Source organism: Nocardia sp. NPDC004123, from assembly GCF_053603795.1.
On sequence record NZ_JBSGGG010000018.1, the window covers coordinates 166,259 to 184,747 of the forward strand.

Consider the following 18,489-nt stretch of genomic DNA (forward strand, 5'->3'; position numbering starts at 1 on the left):
CACTTGGGAGTGTGGGAAGAGGTGACGGCCGCCGTGGAGGCGCAAGAGTCGGGGATACGCCGCATCGGGCTGGTCGAGGACCATGAGTCGGTGGCGATCGGGTTGTCGGCCATGCTGGCCCCGGAAGCCGATCTGGAGTTGGTGATCACGGCGGGGACCGTGGCGGAATTGCTGTCGGCGGGGCCGCGATTGGATCTGGTGGTGCTGGATCTGCGGCTCGCGGACGGGTCCTCGCCCGATGACAATGTGCGGGCGCTGCGGGCGCGGGGGATCGAGGTGCTGGTGTTCACCGGGGCGGACAATCCGTTCCTGGTGCGGTCGGCCGCCCGGGCGGGCGTGCTGGGTGTGGTGCGCAAGTCCGAGGACATGCCGACCGTGGTCGCGGCGGTACGCCGGGCCGCGCACGGCGAACAGGTGGTGACCACCGACTGGGCCGCCGCCATCGACGGCGACCCGCAGCTGTCCGATGTCGGGCTGAGCCCGCGCCAGCAGCAGGTGCTGCAGCTGTACGCGTCGGGGGAGAAGGCCTCGCGGGTCGCCCGCATGACCGGCCTGTCGGAGCAGACCGTCAACGACTATCTGGGCCGCATCCGGCAGAAGTACGCCGACGCCGGCCGCCCGGCCCCCACCAAGACCGATCTGTACAAGCGGGCCGTCGAGGACGGGTGGCTGCCCGTTCCCGAGCGGAATCCGCGGACATGACGGCCTCGGGCACCCTGGAATCCCCGGCCGCACCCCGGCCGATGCCGTCCCTCGCGGCATTCACCCAGCGCCTGCGCGCCCGCCTCAGCATGCGGGAGGACCCGGCCACCGCCGCCTACGACCGCATCATGCGGCGGCTGGGCATCTCCATCGGCATCGCCGGCATCATCGTCGGCGGCGTCGAACTGCCGGAGGTGGCCGAACAGGGCCGCTACGCGCCGGGCTGGTGGACGGTGACCGCGGTGATGCTGGCCTTCGGCTGGTATCCGATCATCGCCGTGGTGTCGGCGGTGTCGGGTCCGCGGGCCATCCGCTTCGTCTGCGGCTGTGCGGCACTGAGTTTCCTGGGCGCCCTGGCCTCCATCCCGTTCGGGCTGGAAATTCACACCGTGGACGCCACCACGGTGTGGCCGTACCGGGTGACCGCGCTGGCGGTCACCGCGGCGGTGCTGGCCTGGTCCAGCCGGGTGACCGTGATCTATCTGCTGGCCGCCGCGACCTCGGCGGCGCTGGCCACCGTGTACACGCTCAGCTCGGTCACCCCGCAGCATGTGACCGAGAACTTCCTGCGCTCAGCGGGTTTGGCGGCCCTGTTCGTCTGGTGCGGCACCGCCGCCACCGGCGCCGCGGCCCGGGTCGACCGCGAATCCGCCATCACCAGCCGTCGCGCCGCCGCCCAGGCCGCCGCCCAGTCCCGCGACCGGGAGCGCGCTCGCTTCGCCGCCCTCATCCACGACGCCGTGCTCTCCACGCTGCTCGAGGCGTCCCGGGCCGGCACCAAATCCGATGTGCTGCAACGGCAGGCCGAACGCACCCTGGAGCAGCTCGACGCATGCCGCGGCGCCCAGCGTGATCCCGATCTGCTCGACGCCCGCTCGGCGGTGCTGTTCCTGCGGGCCGCGGTGCAGGAGATCAATCCGAGCGTCCGTTTCGCCACCCGCACCTGGCCCGGCTACGACGATCTGCGCATGCCCGTGCACTCGGCCAGCACCATTGCCGCCGCGCTCACCGAGGCGGTGCGAAACAGCCTGCGGCACGCCGCCGTTCCGGGCCGGGAGGTGCGCCGCACCGTCACCGCCACGGTCAGCGCGGGCAGCATTCGCATCGTCTTCAGCGATGACGGCGCGGGTTTCGACCTGGCCGCCGTCTCCGCCGACCGCCTCGGCATCTCCATGAGCATCCTGGGCCGCATGCGCCAGCTGGCCGGCGGCTCGGCGTTCGTGGAATCCCAGCCGGGCGAGGGCACCACCGTGACACTGGTATGGGGTGGCGATGGCTCACGCTGACAGCTCCGGTATCGACCTGGAACCCCGGTTCGGGCTGCGCGATCTGCTCGGGTTGCGCGGCAGCACCGCCTGGCTGTTCCTGCTCATCCTCGAGGCCGTCATCGCGCTGTACATGATGCGCAATTTCGGCCAGTCACCGCCGTGGGCGGCCTTCGCGAGTCTCGTGCTCATGCTCAGCGCGGGCGCGCTGGTCACCGCGATTCCCGTGGACCCGCTGCCGATCCCGGTGGCGTTGTACGCTGCGGCCGCACCGCCGGTCGCCACCGCCCTCACGGTCATGACCCCCACCCACGATCTGCCGAACGAGTCGGTGTGGTCGGCCTTCGCCTCGTCCTATGTCCTCGCGGTCCTGGTGCTGCGCGGGCGGATTCGCACCGCGTGGCTCGGCGTCATCGCCGTCGCGACGGTGCTGGTTACTCTCGGTCTGGGCTCGCATCTGCAACCCGGCACCCTGGTCGGCTCGCTGGTCCCGGTCGGCACCGTCACCGCCATCTCGGTGTTCACCGCGGTCATGCGCCCTATGCAGCGGTCACTGCGCATCCTGCGCGAGGACGCCATGATGCGGGCCGCGGCCGAGGCCACCATGGCCGCCGCGGACAGTGAGCGCACGCGTCAGCTCGCCCGCCTGGACCGGGTGGCCCGGCCGATCCTGGAACGCATCGCCGAGGGTGCGGAGCTGACCGCCGCCGAACGTGAGGAATGCCGGCTGCTGGAAGCCGAACTCCGCGACGGCCTGCGCGCACCGCAGCTGGTCACCGACGAGCTCAGCGGTGCGGCCCGGGGTGCGCGGGCGCGCGGCGTGGAGGTCGTGCTCCTCGACGATGGCGGTTTCGCGGGCGTCCCCGAATGGGTGCGCAAGCGCGTGATCGATGCCGCCACAAGGGAACTCGACGCCATCAACGCCGGCCGCATCACGGTCCGGGTGCTGCCGCTGGGCCGTCACGTACTGGCCACGGTGCTGGCGACGGCCCCCGACGAGGATCGCCGCACCGAGATCGACACCGACGGCAAGGTCACGACCATCACCGATTGATCGGTCACGGTGCGTCGCAGCGGCCGGGGCCACCCCGCTTCATCTGGTCGCGCAGCGCGGACTGCACGGTGGTCGACAGCCACGAGTTCAGCGACTGCCCGCTCTGCGCGGCCGCCTCCTCGGCACGGGCTTTGATCTGCTCCACCAGCCGCAGTGTCACCCGGCTGATATCACCGGTGACCTCGTCGAAGGTGGGGTGTTCCTCCTCGCCCGCGGTCTTGCGCACGTCGATGTGGGCATCGGTCCCGTCGACCGACACGTGCACCGTGCGGTCGGGGAGAGTCGTGCTCACCTCGGCGGCCAGTTCCGAGAGCGCGGCCAGCAGGACCAGCCGGGCGGAGTTCTCGGTGGCGGCGGCCAGGGCGGCGGCTGTAGCCTGGGTTTTCTCATCGCCGAGTGCCGCGGCGGCAATCAGGTTCTCGCGCAGCTGGGCGGTGTATTTGTTGAGATCCATGACACCAGTGTGACGTCGTCTCCGACGTCATTCAAGGAAACTTCTGACGCCAGAAGCGGTCGCTTGACGCGAATCGCCATCGCGCCGGGCGCGGTTCGGGTATAACGATGCAAATCCCGTTCCGGCGAGGCTGTAGCCTTCTGACTATGACGAACGGTGAATCGACGCGAACCGAGCTGCACGCGTCCGGCACAGTAGGTGTCGCGATGGTGACCCCCTTTACCGCCGAAGGCAAGCTCGACGTCGATGCCGGTGTCGCGCTGGCCGCCCGCCTGATCGACCGTGGCGTCGATCTGCTCGCCATCTCCGGCACCACCGGGGAATCGCCGACCACCACCGAGTCCGAGAAGTTCGATCTGCTGCATGCCGTCGTGGACGCCGTGGGCGACCGTGCCACCGTCATCGCGGGCGCCGGCACCTACGACACCGCGCACAGCATCGAACTGGCCCGCAACGCGCAGCGCGCGGGCGCGCACGGCCTGCTGGTCGTCACCCCGTACTACTCGCGTCCCAGCCAGGACGGCCTGTTCGCCCACTTCACCGCCGTCGCGGACGCGACCGACCTGCCGGTCACCCTCTACGACATTCCGCCGCGCTCAGTGATTCCCATTGCCACCGACACCATTCGCCGGCTCGCCGAGCACCCGCGCATCGTCGCGGTCAAGGACGCCAAGGGCGACCTGGGCGCCGGCGCCGAGCTGATCGCGGAGACCGGGCTCTCCTTCTACTCCGGCGACGATGTGCTCAACCTGCCGTGGCTGTCGGTCGGCGCGACCGGATTCATCAGCGTCATCGGCCATCTCGTGCCGGACCGCCTGCGCGCCCTGATCGACGCCTACCGCGCCGGCGACGTGCAGCGGGCCCGAGAGATCAATGTCAGCATGGCCCCGCTGAACCGGGCGATGGCCCGCCTCGGCGGCGTCGCCATGACCAAGGGTTCGCTGCGCCTGCTCGGCGTCGAGACCGGGGAACCACGGCTGCCGCAACTCATGCCGACCCAGGATCAACTCGACGAACTCGCGGTGGACCTGCGCGCGGCCGGGGTGATTGCATGACCGGCCCCGCTCGTCGCCTCCGCCGTACCGCCAGCCGCGCCGCCGGTGCGCCCGCCCCGGCTGCGGAGACTCCCGTGCAGCCCGCGCCGGCTCCGGCCCAGGCCGAACCCGCCGCGCAGGCGAGCACCGCTGCCGCGCCGCAGGAATCGGTGAAGGCCGCTGCCGCGCCGCAGGAATCGGTGAAGGCCGCCGCCCCGCGCACGGAATCGGCTGCGGCCGAACCGGTTCGGGAGCGTGGCGGCCGTGGCGGCCGCGGCGGTGACCGCACCCGACGCGGCGGCGGCCGGTCCCGGCAGGGCGGCCGCGATCGCGAGCCGGCCCCGGCCCCGCGCGACCCGCACGCGATGGGCACCCCGCCCAAGGCGCCCAAGGGCGGCCTGCGGGTGTTCGCGCTCGGCGGCATCGGTGAAATCGGCCGCAACATGACCGTTTTCGAGTACGACGGCAAGCTGCTGATCGTCGACTGCGGTGTGCTGTTCCCGGAGGATCAGCAGCCCGGCGTCGACCTGATCCTGCCCGACTTCGGTCCGATCGAGAACCGCATGGACGATATCGCCGCGGTCATCCTCACCCACGGTCACGAGGATCACATCGGCGCGGTGCCGTTCCTGCTGCGCCTGCGGCGCGACATTCCGGTCATCGGTGCGAAGTTCACCCTCGCCCTGGTGGCGGCCAAGTGCCGCGAACATCGGTTGCAGCCCAACCTGATCGAGGTCACCGAGGGCGAGCGCACCCAGCACGGCGCGTTCGACTGCGAGTACTTCGCGGTGAACCACTCGATCCCGGACGCCATCGCGGTGGCCATCCGCACGCCCGCGGGCATCGCGCTGCACACCGGTGACATCAAGCTCGATCAGCTGCCGCTCGACGGCCGCCTCACCGACCTGGCCGGGTTCTCCCGTCTGGGCGACGAGGGCGTCGACCTGTTCCTGGTCGACTCCACCAATGCCGAGGTGCCGGGCTTCGTGACGCCCGAGCGCGAGATCGGCCCGGTGCTCGACAATGTGATCGGCAAGGCCAAGGGCCGGGTCATCGTGGCCTCCTTCGCCTCTCACGTGCACCGCATCCAGCAGGTGGTGGACGTGGCGCAGCGCTACGACCGCCGGGTGTGCTTCGTGGGCCGGTCCATGGTCCGCAATATGCAGATCGCGCAGGACCTCGGCTACCTGGACATCCCGGACGGCCTGGTGGTCGACCTGGATCAGGCCGCCAACCTGCCGGTGCACAAGCTGGTGCTGATCTCCACCGGCTCGCAGGGTGAGCCGCTGTCGGCGCTGTCGCGCATGGCGCGCGGCGACCACCGCCAGATCAATATCCGCCCGGACGATCTGGTGGTGCTGGCCTCCTCGCTGATCCCCGGCAACGAGAACGCGGTCTTCGCGGTCGTGAACGGCCTGGCCCGCCTGGGCGCCACGGTCGTCACCCAGCAGAACGCGAAAGTCCATGTCTCCGGCCATGCTTCGGCGGGCGAGCTGCTCTACCTCTACAACGCGGTCCGCCCGACCAACGCCATGCCCGTGCACGGCGAGTGGCGGCACCTGCGCGCCAACGGCGCGCTCGCGGTGGCCACCGGCGTGCCCGAGGAGCGGGTCATCCTGGCCGAGAACGGCGTGGTGGTGGACCTGGTGGACGGCATTGCCACCATCTCCGGCCGCGTCCCGGTCGGCCAGGTCTACGTGGACGGCCTGTCGGTCGGCGACGTCGGCGAGTCCACCCTCTCCGACCGCCTGGTCCTGGGCGAGGGCGGCTTCATCTCCATCAACGTCGCCGTCGACTCGGCCACCGGAAAGGCCGTCAGCACGCCGGAGGTCAGCGGCCGCGGCTTCTCCGACGACCCCGAGGCGCTCTCCGGCGCTCAGGAACTCGTCGAGAACGAACTGCACCGCCTGGCGGTCGAGGGTGTCACCGACACCCACCGCATCGCCCAGTCCATCCGCCGCGTGGTGGGCCGCTGGGTGGCCGAAGTCTACCGCCGCCGCCCCATGATCGTCCCCACGGTCATCGGCGTCTGACCCGGCACCCAACCGAAAACCCAACCGCCCGAGCAGTATTCCGCTGCTCGGGCGGTTTCGCTTGTCGCACGGCCGAATCCGCTGCGAACACAGCTCCGCCCCCGACGGTGCTGCTGTCGGGGGCGGCAAAACTGGGCGGGTCTCCCGCCGGGGGTTCCTCGTCCGGAGACGGCACTCCGCCGGGGGCGGGAACTACACGAGTTTACTTATCCTGGCAGGCGGCCGAATCGAGCTTCGCGGCCTTGACGATGCTGCAGGCGTAGTTGTGGTCGATCTTCCAGTCGCTGCCGTCGGCGACGAAGGAGACCGTGGCGTTCTGGACCGGCTTGCCGTCGATGGTGACGTCGGCGTCGGCCTTGAGCTTGCCGTTCGCCGGGTCGCCGACGTTGGTGATCTTGATGGTGACGTTGTTGGCCTTGGCGGCGTCGACCAGCTTCTGGGCCAGCTGGGGGTCGAGGGCGGCGTCCTCGATCCAGTCGGTCTTGGTCTTGGAGTCGATGGACGGGTCGAACGCCTTGGTGACCTTGTCGTTCAGTTCCTGCACGCTCGGCTTGGGCAGATCCGCGACCGTGGTGGGGGCGGGGGCCGCGCCGGTGATCTTGCCATCGCCCTCGGTGCTGCCGTCGAACTTGCCGGCGGGGGCGGCCGCGGAGGTGGTGGACGCGGCCTTGGTGCTGTCATCGGACTTGCTGCAGGCGACCAGGCCGAAGGCCGAGGTGGCCAGCATCAGCGCGGCGGTCGCGCGAAAGATGGTGTGCTTCAACGAAATTCTCCCCGTTGTTGTGGAATGGCGCCGTCGGATCAGAGCTGGTAGCCGGTGGTGCAGTTCCAGTGAATGATGGTGGCGTCGCCGGAGTTCCGGCCCAGCGCCTGGCTCTTGGCCGCGCTGCGCGAGGAGGCCGCGCCGAAGGTGTAGTAGCCGTCGCGCGACGAGTAGGCGATCGCGCCGCAGCCGTTCGCGAAGCGCGCCACGATGTGGCAGTCGGCCTGGGGGCACGAGCTCATGGCGGCGTTCTGCGCCGAGGGGCTGTCGGAATAGTCGTAGGAGTAGCCGATATGACCCGTGGACGGCGACAGCGCGATGGCGCCGTAGTAGTAGTCCTGGTAGGCATTGGCCGGAGCCGCGGTCGCGGCCAGCAGGGAGCCGGCGGCCGCGACCATCACGGCTGCGCCGCTGACAATCTTCTTCAAAGTGTTGCCCTTCTTGTGCTTTCGAATCCACGACCCTATGGACCGAGGGATCAAGCTACCGATACGGAAAGGTTGACGCCAACCCGGATCTGTGTTTTGTGCGGTGTCCTCGAGCGCGGCGTCGCCGCCGGCCGCACTGGCACAACCGGAAGCCGCGATCACGATCAACTGCCGTCCTTATGAAGGACCGGGTGGTTCCCTTAACGCCGTCGTGCGCATTCCGACATCCCCGATTAAGGTTCCCCTTATGACTTTGGCTCAACGGGAGCGCCAGGCCCTGGTTCAGGCGATGGCGGAAGCCGGCCCGGACGCGCCCACCCTGTGCGGTGACTGGACGGCCCGAGACCTGGCCGCGCACTTGGTCGTCCGGGAACGCCGCCCCGACGCCGCCCCCGGAATCCTGCTCAAGCCCTTCGCCTCCTATCTGGACAGCGTGCAGCGCAAGGTCACCCAGCGCCCGTTCGCCGACCTGCTCGACGAAGTGCGCAGCGGCCCGCCGTTGCTGCTGCGCCCGGTCGACTCGCTGATGAACACCACCGAGATGTTCGTCCACCACGAGGACGTCCGCCGCGCCGCGCCCGGCTGGGAGCCGCGCACGCTGTCCGCCGCCGATGAGAACCAGCTCTGGAAGGTGCTGACGGGCTTGGCGCGCATGGCATATCGCAAATCACCGGTTACTGTCGCGCTCTCCACGCCCGACGGCCGCCGCACCGTCGCCCGCCAGGCCGGTGACCGCACCGTGGTGCTGGCCGGGCCGCCCTCGGAGCTGCTGCTGCATGCGTTCGGCCGCAATGCCGTCCGGCTCGAGGCCACCGGCGCTCCGGACGACGTGGCACTGGTGCACGCCCTCGACCGCAGCGTCTGACCCGTCCGCCGTCGCGACCGCCCGCCCGGCGGGAGTGGCAGCGCGCCCACCGGTCATGAAACGATCACGCGTCGAGCGGTAGCTTGCGTCCTCGGCAGCGGCCCGTGTGTGATGAGGTGGTAGGCAATGTCTTGGCAACTGGCGGTTCTCGGACCGGTCGAGTTGACGGCCGATGGCGTGCCGATTCCGCCCATGCCGCCCAAACAGCAGGCGGCGCTGGCCATGCTGGCGTGCGCGCGCGGGCGCACGGTCTCGGTCGAGGAACTGGTGGACGGCATCTGGGGTGCCGAGCGGCCGAGCTCGGCGGTGGGCGCGCTCCGGAATTACGCGTGGGCGCTGCGCAAGCATCTGGCCGTGCAGCAGTCCGTGTCGCTGTCGTCGGAAGCGCGCGGCTATCGCCTGGACGGGCCGCTGCACCTGGATGTCGACCGCATCGACCGGTTGCGTGGCGAGGCGGCCGAGGCGCGTGCCGCCGGCTGCCTGGAGACCGCCGACGTCGCGCTGCGTGACGCACTGGGCGCGTGGCGCGGTGATCCGCTGACCGGCGTGCCCGGGCCGTGGGCCGCGGCCGAACGTGCGCGGCTGCGGCGGCTGCATCGCGTCCTCACCGAGGATCTCCTCGAGCTCACCGTGCAACGCGGCGACTTCTCGCACGCCATGGCCGAATTGGCCGCGCTCATCACCGGTGATCCGCACAGCGAGCGGCTGCGCGGGCTCATGATGACGGCCCTCTACCGGGCGGGCCGCCGCACCGAGGCGCTCGAGGAATATCAGCGCATTCGCAGGCTGCTGGTGGCCGAGCAGGGCATCGAGCCGGGTCCGGCGCTGGCGGAGCTGCACCGTCAGATCCTGGCCGACGAGCTGCCCACTGTGGCAGCGGAGACCGCGCCGATCGCCGTCGTCGCGCCCAGGCCGGCCCAATTGCCGCCCGACACAGCCGATTTCACCGGTCGTCAGGATCTGGTGCGGGAGTTGTGCGGCGTGCTCGGCGCGACCCGGCCGATCGTGGCCATCTCCGGGATGGGCGGGGTCGGGAAGACGGCGCTGGCTCTGCATGTGGCACACCGCATCCGGGACCTGTACCCGGACGGCCAGCTGTACATGGATCTGTTCGGCGCGGGCGCGACGCCGGCCGAACCGGAGCACGTGCTGGGCGCGTTCCTGCGCGCACTGGGCGTGGCGCAGAAGGAGATTCCGGTCGGCGTCGCCGAGCGGGCCGCGCTGTTCCGGTCCGCCAGCAGCGGCCGCCGCCTGCTGATCGTGCTCGACAATGCCTGCGACGCAGCGCAAGTCGCGCCGCTGCTGCCGGGGGACTCCGGCTGCGCGGTGCTGGTGACGGCGCGCCGCCCGCTCACCGCCCTCCCCGGCGTGCGCTCCGCGGCTCTGACGGTGCTCGAACCCGAGGAGGCCGTCACCCTGTTCACCCGCATCGTCGGCGCGGTGCGAGTGGCGGCCGAACCCGAGGCGGTGCGCCGCATCGTGGAACTGTGCGGCCTGCTGCCCATGGCGGTGCGCATCGTGGCCGCGCGGGTGGCGGCCCGGCCGCAGTGGACCGTGGTCTCGGAGGCGGACCGGCTCGCGGCCGAACGCCATGACCTGGACCGCTTCCGGGCCGGGGACCTGGCGCTGACGGCCGCCTTCCACGCGGGCTACGAGCAACTGCCGCCGGACACGGCGCGCGCCTTCCGGCTGCTCGCCGTCGCGGATCTGCCCGAGCTCTCGCTGGCCGCCACCGCCGCGGTCCTCGATACCGTCGAATCGGTGGCCGAGGACCTGTGCGAGGAGCTGGTGGACCGCGGCATGCTGGAATCGGTCGGCCGGGGCCGCTACCACTATCACGATCTGATGCGCCTGTTCGCGCTCGGCCGTCCCGATCGCGAGCGCGAACTCGATGTCACCGCCCGCCTGCTCGACTACTACCTGGCCACCATGAAAACGGTGCTGCGCGTCCGGCATCCGGGCCTGCGGCTGCGTCTCGCGCCCACCGGGCACCCCGGCACCCGCCTCGACGATCTGGACTCGACCCGCGGCTTCCTCACCATCGAGCGCCGCAATCTGGCCGCCGTCTACCGGCTGGCGGTCGCGGGGACACCCCGGCATCGGGTGCTGGCGGCGGACCTGGCGCTGACCGTCGCCGAGACGGGGCTGGCCTGTGACGCCACTGTCGACCTGGTCAAGGTTCTCGAAGAGCTGGTGCAGGCCATCACCTCCGACGGTGACATGGTGGCCGCCCGCCGGGCCCGGCTGACGCTGGTCTTCGCGCTGGCCGCGGAACTGGAAGAGCCGCACGCGGCGGCCGTCCACGTGCGTGGGCTGCTCGCCGACGACGATCCGGATATCGATCCCTGGACCTCCGGCGCGATTCAGGGCTTCGCGGGCGTGCTCGCTCTGCACGACGGCGACCCGGCACGCGCCACAACGCATTTCGCGACCGCCCTCACCTACTACCGGCGCGCCGACAGCTCCGAGTGTGTCCGCGTCGCGTATTCGCTGCTCGCCCGGGCCTATTCGGCGGCCGGCCGCAACCGCGACTCCCTGGCCGCCGCGGCCCGGGCGGTGGTCGGCGACAACGAGTCCGGGGTGCGCCGCAATGTGGTGTGGGGCCTGACCGAGGCCGCCTGGATTCTCAGCAGCGAGGGCGATGCCGACCGCGGCGCCCGCCTTTTCGATGCCGCCCTGGTCACCGCCCGCCGCTTCGGCAACACCCGCTTCGAATCGGTGATCCACGCCCGCGCCGCGCGCGCCGACCTGGCCGCCGGCCGCTACGCCCAGGCCGCCGACCACGCCGAACGCGCCGAGGCCACCCGGATCTCGGCCGGCGGTGCCGCCCACACCCACAATCTCCTGGTCCGCTACACGGCTCTGCGCCGCCTGGGCCGCACCCTCGACGCCGCCGAGTGCTACCGCACCGCCAGCACCCAGATCCCCGACTTCGACACCGCCCTCACCACCTGGACCGCCCTCCCCGCGACTCGCTGATCCAGCCCCGCTGCAGGCCGTGGCGGTTTTCCGGCGCGCGAATGGGCCGGTACAGCCCGGGCACGGCGTGGTGTGACGGGTGGTTTCGGGCCGCTTCGAGGCGGGTAATCCCGCCGTCGGCGTGGGTTTTTGGTTGTGAGCGCCACGGTTTCTGATTCGGGTGGGCCGGGTGTTGCGGATGGTCCGGGTGGTGCTGTTGCGGCTAGCCTGGGACGCATGGCAGGTAAGGCCCGCACCGGAACGTCACGTTCGCGAGCGGCGGCTACGCGGGGGCAGGCTCCTGCACAGGCCCGCGCTCGCAGCCCACGCACCCCCGCGAAGGGGCGCGGGGGAGCGGGACGGAAGGCGCCGGCCCGGCGGCCCGCTCCGCGGCGCGGGTCGAATACCGCACCGCTGGCGGTGGTTCGGCGGGGCGTCACCAGCGGCTGGACCATGATGGCGCGGGGGCTGGGCGCGACGACGCGGGCGGTCAGCCGGGCCGGGGAGATCGAGCACGGGCATCGGCGCGACGGGATCGCGCTGGGGCTGGTGGCTTTCGCCTTCGTGATCGCGGCGGCCGTGTGGATGTCGGCGGGCGGTCCGGTCGGGCACTGGGTGGATGCCGTGGTGCGCGCGGTGGCCGGATCCGCTTCGGCGGCACTGCCGTTCGTGGCGGTGGCCATCGCGGTGATTCTGATGCGGACCGAGCCGCAGCCGGAGATCCGGCCCCGGCTGGTGCTGGGCGGTCTGCTGGCCGGGCTGCCGGTGCTGGGTCTGTGGCATCTGGCGGCGGGTTCGCCGTCCGACGCGCACGGTCGCGCGCACGCCGCCGGATTCGTCGGCTACGTGGTGGGTGGTCCGCTGGGTCAGGGGCTGAGCGCCTTCCTGGCGGTGCCATTGCTCATGCTGGCCATCGGTTTCGGGCTGCTGCTGATCACCGGCACCCAGGTGCGGGATGTGCCCGCCCGGCTGCGGGAGATCTTCGGCACCGGCGCGGGCGGCGACGAATACGAGAGCTACTCCGAGGAACGCGGCCTCTACGACCCCGACGGCTATGACGCCGACGGCTTCCCGATGCACCGGCCCGAGGTGCGCAAGCGCCGCGGCCGTACGCCGTCGGAGAACTATCCGACCGACGAGTTCTCAGGTTCCGACGCGGTCACCGAGATCATCGGCGAGCCGCCGCTGCAGGACGCCAAGGACATCGCCGCGCCGGAGGAGAAGCCGAAGCCCAAGCCGCGCAAGGCCATCGCGAAGGTCGTCGATCAGACCCCGCCGCCGCCGGAGCCGCAGCAGCTGGAGTTCGTCACCGACCGTGAGGTGGACGGCGATTACACGCTGCCGTCGCTGTCGCTGCTCACCGACGGCGAGCCGCCGAAGAAGCGCAGTGCGGCCAACGAATCCATGATCGAGGCCATCACCGAGGTGCTGGTGCAGTTCAAGATCGACGCCGCGGTCACCGGTTTCGTGCGCGGCCCGACGGTCACCCGCTACGAGGTGGAGCTGGGCCCCGGCGTGAAGGTCGAGAAGATCACCGCCCTGGCCCGCAATATCGCCTACGCGGTGGCGACCGAGAATGTCCGTCTGCTGGCGCCGATTCCGGGCAAGTCGGCCGTCGGCATCGAGGTGCCGAACGCGGACCGCGAACTGGTGCGCCTGGCCGACGTACTGAAGGCCTCGAGCACCCACAACGACCATCATCCGCTGGTGATCGGTCTGGGCAAGAACATCGAGGGCGAGTTCGTGGCGGCCAACCTGGCCAAGATGCCGCATCTGCTGGTGGCCGGTTCGACCGGTTCGGGTAAGTCGAGCTTCGTCAACTCCATGCTGGTCTCGCTGCTGTGCCGGGCCACCCCCGATGAGGTCCGCATGATCCTCATCGACCCCAAGATGGTGGAACTGACGCCCTACGAGGGCATTCCGCACCTGATCACCCCCATCATCACCCAGCCCAAGAAGGCCGCGGCGGCGCTGGCCTGGCTGGTGGAGGAGATGGAGCAGCGGTATCAGGACATGCAGGCCAACAAGGTCCGCCATATCGACGACTTCAACCGGAAGGTGAAGTCCGGCCAGATCACCGCGCCGCTGGGCAGCGAAAGGGTCTACCGCCCTTACCCGTACATCCTGGCCATCGTGGACGAGCTCGCCGACCTCATGATGACCGCGCCGCGTGACGTCGAGGACGCCATCGTCCGCATCACCCAGAAGGCCCGTGCCGCAGGCATTCACCTGGTGCTGGCCACCCAGCGGCCCTCGGTGGACGTGGTCACCGGTCTGATCAAGACGAATGTCCCGTCCCGCCTGGCCTTCGCGACCTCGTCGCTGACCGACTCGCGCGTCATCCTGGACCAGCCGGGCGCGGAGAAGCTCATCGGCATGGGCGACGGCCTGTTCCTGCCCATGGGCGCAAGCAAACCGACCCGTCTGCAGGGCGCCTTCATCTCCGACGAGGAGATCGCCGCCGTCGTCGACTTCGCCAAGACCCAGGCCGAACCCGACTACCAGGAGGGCGTCACCGCCGCCAAGGCCGGCGAGAAGAAGGACGTCGACCCCGACATCGGCGACGACCTCGACCTCCTCCTGCAGGCCATCGAACTGGTCGTCACCTCCCAATTCGGATCCACCTCCATGCTGCAACGCAAACTCCGCGTCGGCTTCGCCAAGGCCGGCCGCCTCATGGACCTGATGGAAACCCGTGGCGTCGTAGGCCCGTCGGAAGGCTCCAAGGCCCGAGACGTCCTCATCAAACCCGACGAACTCGACGGCCTCCTCTGGACCGTCCGAGGCGGCGACGGCGCGCCGCCCGCCTCGGATGACGCTGAGCCCGAGGGCCTTTAGCCGCTCAGTCCTCGCCGGGAACATTTGTTCAATCCACCGACACACCTCGGCAGGGATAGTGCACGTATGACTGTTTCCGGCAACAATTTACGCGCAGCCGCCGAGCTGATTCGGCCACTGCCGCCAATCACGGCACCCCCGCTCGGCCTTCATTGCGAAACACGCACGGTGGGAAGGGAAGGCAGATGACCCAAGCCGAACTGACGGGCGTGCCCGAGACGGCGTTGTGGACGCTGCGCAACCGGGCCGAGGAGGCGCTACGCTCGGATTCCGGCTACGCCGACGACGAGGCGGTGCGGCTCTACCGTGCACTGGCCGGGGAGGACTTCGAGCGATTCGGGCCACCCAGCCAGGTCCACTCGTTGCGCGCGATGGTGATCGACGAGATCATCGCCGACTTCCTCGCCACCCACCCCGGTGGGCCGGTGGTCGCACTCGGCGAGGGGCTGCAAACAACGTACTGGCGTCTGGGCGAACCCGCGGCCGCCTGGTTCTCCCTCGACCTGCCGGAAATGGTTGCCGCCCAGCAGCGACTGCTACCTCCGGCCCCGGCGATCACCCGCCTGGCCCGCTCGGTGCTCGACCGGTCCTGGCTCGACGAAGTGCCGTCCGGCCCCGCGGTGGTCACCGCCGAAGGCCTGTTCATGTACCTCCCGCCTGCCGAGGTCCACCTGCTGATCGCGGACCTGGCCGCACACTTCCCCGGCGGCATACTCCTCTACGATTCCATCCCACGCGTATTCAGCGCGCTGACGACGAAGGGCAGGGTGCGCCTCAGCAACCGCTATACCGCCCCACCGATGCCGTCCAGCCAGTCCCTCCGTCAGGCGCGCCGGCTGCCCACTCGAATTCCGGGAGTCGTTGCGTCCGAGGACCTCATCCCGCCGCCCGGCCGGGGCCGATGGGCCTCCCCACTGCTGCGCCGGGTCGCGAGTGCCCCGGTCGTGCGCGCGCTGCGCCCCTCACTCACCCTGCTCCGATTTTCGGAGCGAGCTTTCGACGGCCCGCAGCACACGTAGCGGCACAGGGTGCTGTACTTCCCGCGCAACAGTCAAACCTGTCACGCACACTGCGCCCCGGATCCGGTTGCCCGGACCGGACCTCGCGAACCGGCCGATCCGTCCGGCCTGCGGCACGGTGCGGCGGAATCACCGTGCCGGACATGGTTGTTCGATGCGAGGTAGGGTGGCGGCGGATTCGATCGCGCCTTGGGGAGGGGCAGTGATGGGTGGAGTGCGTTCGGCACGGTGGTTGCTATGGACGGCCGCCGCGGCCGCCTGCGGAGTGATGGCCACCGGGATCGCGCCGGTGGCGGCCGCCGATCCGGGCAGCGAATTGCTGTGGGGGCCTTGCCCGGCCGAGGCGAAGGCGGGCGATGCCGAGTGCGCCGGCCTGTCGGTGCCGATGGATTACGCAGTGCCGGACGGCCGGCGCATCGACATCACGATCAGCCGGATTCCGGCGAGCGATCCGGTGCACAAGCGCGGGGTGCTGTTCGCGGGCCAGGGCGGGCCGGGTGCGGACGCGCTGGGTTTCTGGGCGCCCCGGAACGTGACAGTGCCCGACCTGCATCGGGAGTTCGATGAGATCGCGGTGCAGCCGCGCGGGCTGCGGTGGGCGACGCCACTGCAGTGCAGGACGACCACCATGGTCGTCATTCCGGTGACCGACCGATCCGCGTGCGAGAGCGCCGATCCCGGCTATCCGCGCACCATCACCACCGAAACCTTGGCGCGCGACCTGGATTCGGCGCGGCGGGCCCTGGGCGCCGACCGGATCGATTTCTACGGCGGCTCGTACGGCACATTCCTGGGCGCCGCGTACGCCACCCTGTTCGCCCCGCATGTCGATCACCTGGTGGTGGACGGAAATGTGAACCCGCAGTGGGATTGGCGGGAGCAATTCGCGCAGGGCTGGCGGGCCAGGGAGGCGGGCTTCACCGAACTGTTCGATTGGATCGCCGGCAACGACTCCGTCTACGGCCTGGGCGCCACACGCAATGCCGTTGCCGCCGAATGGGTCCGGCAGGTCGACGCGCAGGGCGGCGGCTGGCTGGCCCGCCTCGATCCGGCGCTCGGCGGTGCGGGCGGTGCGCTCACAGTCCCGGGACGGACGCCCGCTGCGGACGAGGTCTCCGGGCGCATCGCGAATCTGGTGCAGACCGTGCGGCATCCGAGCGGCACGACCAGTCCGACCTATGCCGCCGCCTCGACCGCGGTGTACTCGCGCAACCTGTGGCCGGATCTCGCCGAGGGGATGCGCCGGTACCGCGCCGACCCGCAACACACCGAATTCCTCACCTACCTGACCAATCGGACCGCCTTGGATCCGACCGGCCAGTGGATGTACGACGCGATCACCTGCAACGAGGACACCGGAACCCCGGACCCGGCCGCGGTCCCGGCCGCGATCGGTGACTTCGTCTCCGGCGCGAGCATTTTCGCCTTCTTCTCCCGGCTGCAGGCTTCCGGCGCGTTCTGCGGAGCCTGGCCCGCCTCGTCCGACCGCATCCGTGTCGACGGCACCGGCCTGGCGACCCGTCCGCTGGTGCTGCAGAGCACCCGCGACACCGCCACCCCCGCCGCGGGCGGTCCGGCCATGGCCGCCGCCCTGAACGGCACCCTGGTCTGGGTGGATGGCACCGACCACGGCTCGTTCGGTCGCGGCAATTCGCCCGTCGACGCGGCGGTCGTGCGCTATCTCGAATCGGGCGATGTCACTCTCACGGCGGCTGCGGCCGCGGCCATCACCACACCCAACCCGCCCGCCGAGCTGCCGGGCTGATCTCACCGGCGGCCAAAATAGAACGTGTTCTATATTCGAGGGTAACCGTTCCGGCGAGCCCTCGGGAGTTCACTTCATGTACCAGTGGTCCGACGAAGACCTGATGTTCCGCGATGCCCTGCGCGGATTCATCGACAAGGAGATCAAGCCCAACGTCGAGCAGCTGGAAAGTGGTGCGCTGCCGCCCTTCGACACCATTCGCAAGCTGTACGCGACCTTCGGACTGGACGAGTTGGCTCGCGAAGGGCTGGAGAAGGCCTTCGCGCGGGAAGAGGGTGGCGCCGAGAACAAGCCGGGCAAGTCCGGCGGTGGGTTCAGCGGATCCGGCAGCATGGGCGTGATCCTGAACAGTGAGCTGGCCGGCATCAGCCTGGGCCTGGTGGCCTCGATGGGCGTGAGCCTCGGCCTCACCGTCGGCACCATTCGCAGCCGCGGCACCCTGGCACAGAAGAAGCGCTGGCTGCCCGAGCTGGTCACCTTCGAGAAGGTCGGCGCCTGGGCCATCACCGAACCCGATTCGGGCTCGGACGCTTTCGGCGGCATGAAGTCCTACGTCCGCCGCGACGGCGAGGACTACATCCTCAACGGCCGGAAGACCTTCATCACCAACGGCCCGTACGCGGACGTCACCGTCGTCTACGCCAAGCTCGACGAGGAGGACGGCACCGACCGTCGCGACCGCAAGGTGCTCACCTTCGTGCTCGACAAGGGCATGCCGGGCTTCACCCAGAGCGCCGCCTTCAAGAAGATGGGCATGAACTCCTCGCCCACCGGCGAACTGTTCTTCGACAATGTCCGCATCACCCCCGACCGGCTGCTCGGCGAAACCGAGAATCCGGCCAAGGGCGACGGAAAGGACAGTGCCAAGGAGTCTTTCGCCGCCGAGCGCATCGGCATCGCCTCGCTGGCGCTGGGCATCATCAACGAATGCCACCGGCTCAGTGTCGATTACGCCAAGTCGCGCAAGCTGTGGGGCAAGGAGATCGCCCAGTTCCAGCTCATCCAGCTCAAGCTGGCCGAGATGGAGATCGCGCGAATCAATGTGCAGAACATGGTGTTCAACGCCATCGAGCGCACCGCCGCGGGCGAGAAGGTCTCCCTCGCCGAGGCCTCGGCCATGAAGCTGTACTCCTCGCGCGCGGCCACCGAGGTCGCCATGGAGGCCGTGCAGCTCTTCGGCGGCAACGGCTACATGGCCGAGTACAAGGTGGAGCAGCTCGCCCGCGACGCCAAGTCGCTCATGATCTACGCGGGCAGCAACGAAATTCAGGTCACCCACATCGCCAAGGGCCTGCTCGGCGGGTAACCCCG

The 18,489-nt window shown here is 70.1% G+C and carries 14 protein-coding genes; 11 read left to right on the forward strand and 3 right to left on the reverse strand.

Annotated elements, in window-relative coordinates:
• Positions 1 to 3 precede the first annotated feature (3 nt).
• From ACWEQQ_RS26620 to ACWEQQ_RS26630, 3 genes are read left to right on the forward strand one after another with little or no spacing between them, the layout of a single operon-like run.
• Positions 4 to 702 carry a response regulator transcription factor gene (locus tag ACWEQQ_RS26620; protein WP_354839345.1) on the forward strand — a complete coding sequence of 233 codons (699 nt, stop codon included), beginning with the start codon at positions 4 to 6 and terminating at the stop codon, positions 700 to 702.
• Positions 699 to 1,988 (forward strand): sensor histidine kinase, encoded by a 1,290-nt coding sequence (locus ACWEQQ_RS26625; protein WP_452340501.1) that lies wholly within the window; start codon positions 699 to 701, stop codon positions 1,986 to 1,988. Before ACWEQQ_RS26620 ends, ACWEQQ_RS26625 begins: the two co-directional genes overlap by 4 nt.
• On the forward strand, positions 1,975 to 3,021 hold the full coding sequence (locus ACWEQQ_RS26630; RefSeq protein WP_452340500.1) for a hypothetical protein: 1,047 nt from the start codon (positions 1,975 to 1,977) through the stop codon (positions 3,019 to 3,021). Before ACWEQQ_RS26625 ends, ACWEQQ_RS26630 begins: the two co-directional genes overlap by 14 nt.
• A gap of 4 nt (positions 3,022 to 3,025) precedes the next feature.
• Here the strand turns inward: ACWEQQ_RS26630 and ACWEQQ_RS26635 are convergent, their stop codons facing one another.
• On the reverse strand, positions 3,026 to 3,475 hold the full coding sequence (locus tag ACWEQQ_RS26635; RefSeq protein WP_379383735.1) for a hypothetical protein: 450 nt from the start codon (positions 3,473 to 3,475) through the stop codon (positions 3,026 to 3,028).
• Positions 3,476 to 3,621: 146 nt separating this feature from the next.
• On the opposite strand from ACWEQQ_RS26635, the gene dapA reads away from it, so the two are divergent.
• Positions 3,622 to 4,530, forward strand: a complete 909-nt coding sequence (dapA, locus tag ACWEQQ_RS26640) for a 4-hydroxy-tetrahydrodipicolinate synthase (protein WP_452340498.1) — start codon at positions 3,622 to 3,624, stop codon at positions 4,528 to 4,530.
• Positions 4,527 to 6,542, forward strand: coding sequence for a ribonuclease J (locus ACWEQQ_RS26645; RefSeq protein ID WP_452350133.1), 2,016 nt, complete (start codon positions 4,527 to 4,529; stop codon positions 6,540 to 6,542). Before dapA ends, ACWEQQ_RS26645 begins: the two co-directional genes overlap by 4 nt.
• A gap of 202 nt (positions 6,543 to 6,744) precedes the next feature.
• On the opposite strand, the gene ACWEQQ_RS26650 is transcribed toward ACWEQQ_RS26645, so the two are convergent.
• Together ACWEQQ_RS26650 and ACWEQQ_RS26655 are read right to left on the reverse strand one after the other, a co-directional pair.
• Positions 6,745 to 7,305, reverse strand: a complete 561-nt coding sequence (locus ACWEQQ_RS26650) for a hypothetical protein (RefSeq protein WP_364614829.1) — start codon at positions 7,303 to 7,305, stop codon at positions 6,745 to 6,747.
• Between the two features lie 38 nt (positions 7,306 to 7,343).
• The gene (locus ACWEQQ_RS26655) at positions 7,344 to 7,733 is read right to left on the reverse strand and encodes a DUF4189 domain-containing protein (protein ID WP_379398493.1); all 390 of its coding nucleotides are present in this window, start codon (positions 7,731 to 7,733) and stop codon (positions 7,344 to 7,346) included.
• A 247-nt stretch (positions 7,734 to 7,980) separates the two neighbouring features.
• On the opposite strand from ACWEQQ_RS26655, the gene ACWEQQ_RS26660 reads away from it, so the two are divergent.
• The 6 genes from ACWEQQ_RS26660 to ACWEQQ_RS26685 all read left to right on the forward strand — a co-directional run bounded on the left by ACWEQQ_RS26660 (position 7,981) and on the right by ACWEQQ_RS26685 (position 18,484).
• Positions 7,981 to 8,598 (forward strand): TIGR03085 family metal-binding protein, encoded by a 618-nt coding sequence (locus ACWEQQ_RS26660; protein WP_452350134.1) that lies wholly within the window; start codon positions 7,981 to 7,983, stop codon positions 8,596 to 8,598.
• Between the two features lie 126 nt (positions 8,599 to 8,724).
• On the forward strand, positions 8,725 to 11,577 hold the full coding sequence (locus ACWEQQ_RS26665; protein WP_452350135.1) for a BTAD domain-containing putative transcriptional regulator: 2,853 nt from the start codon (positions 8,725 to 8,727) through the stop codon (positions 11,575 to 11,577).
• Positions 11,578 to 11,793: 216 nt separating this feature from the next.
• Complete coding sequence (locus tag ACWEQQ_RS26670; protein WP_452350136.1) at positions 11,794 to 14,394, forward strand: DNA translocase FtsK; 2,601 nt, start codon at positions 11,794 to 11,796, stop codon at positions 14,392 to 14,394.
• Between the two features lie 185 nt (positions 14,395 to 14,579).
• The gene (locus tag ACWEQQ_RS26675) at positions 14,580 to 15,413 is read left to right on the forward strand and encodes a class I SAM-dependent methyltransferase (protein WP_452350137.1); all 834 of its coding nucleotides are present in this window, start codon (positions 14,580 to 14,582) and stop codon (positions 15,411 to 15,413) included.
• A 205-nt stretch (positions 15,414 to 15,618) separates the two neighbouring features.
• Positions 15,619 to 17,178, forward strand: coding sequence for an alpha/beta fold hydrolase (locus ACWEQQ_RS26680; RefSeq protein ID WP_452350138.1), 1,560 nt, complete (start codon positions 15,619 to 15,621; stop codon positions 17,176 to 17,178).
• Between the two features lie 76 nt (positions 17,179 to 17,254).
• Positions 17,255 to 18,484 carry an acyl-CoA dehydrogenase family protein gene (locus ACWEQQ_RS26685; RefSeq protein WP_379383748.1) on the forward strand — a complete coding sequence of 410 codons (1,230 nt, stop codon included), beginning with the start codon at positions 17,255 to 17,257 and terminating at the stop codon, positions 18,482 to 18,484.
• Positions 18,485 to 18,489 lie beyond the last annotated feature (5 nt).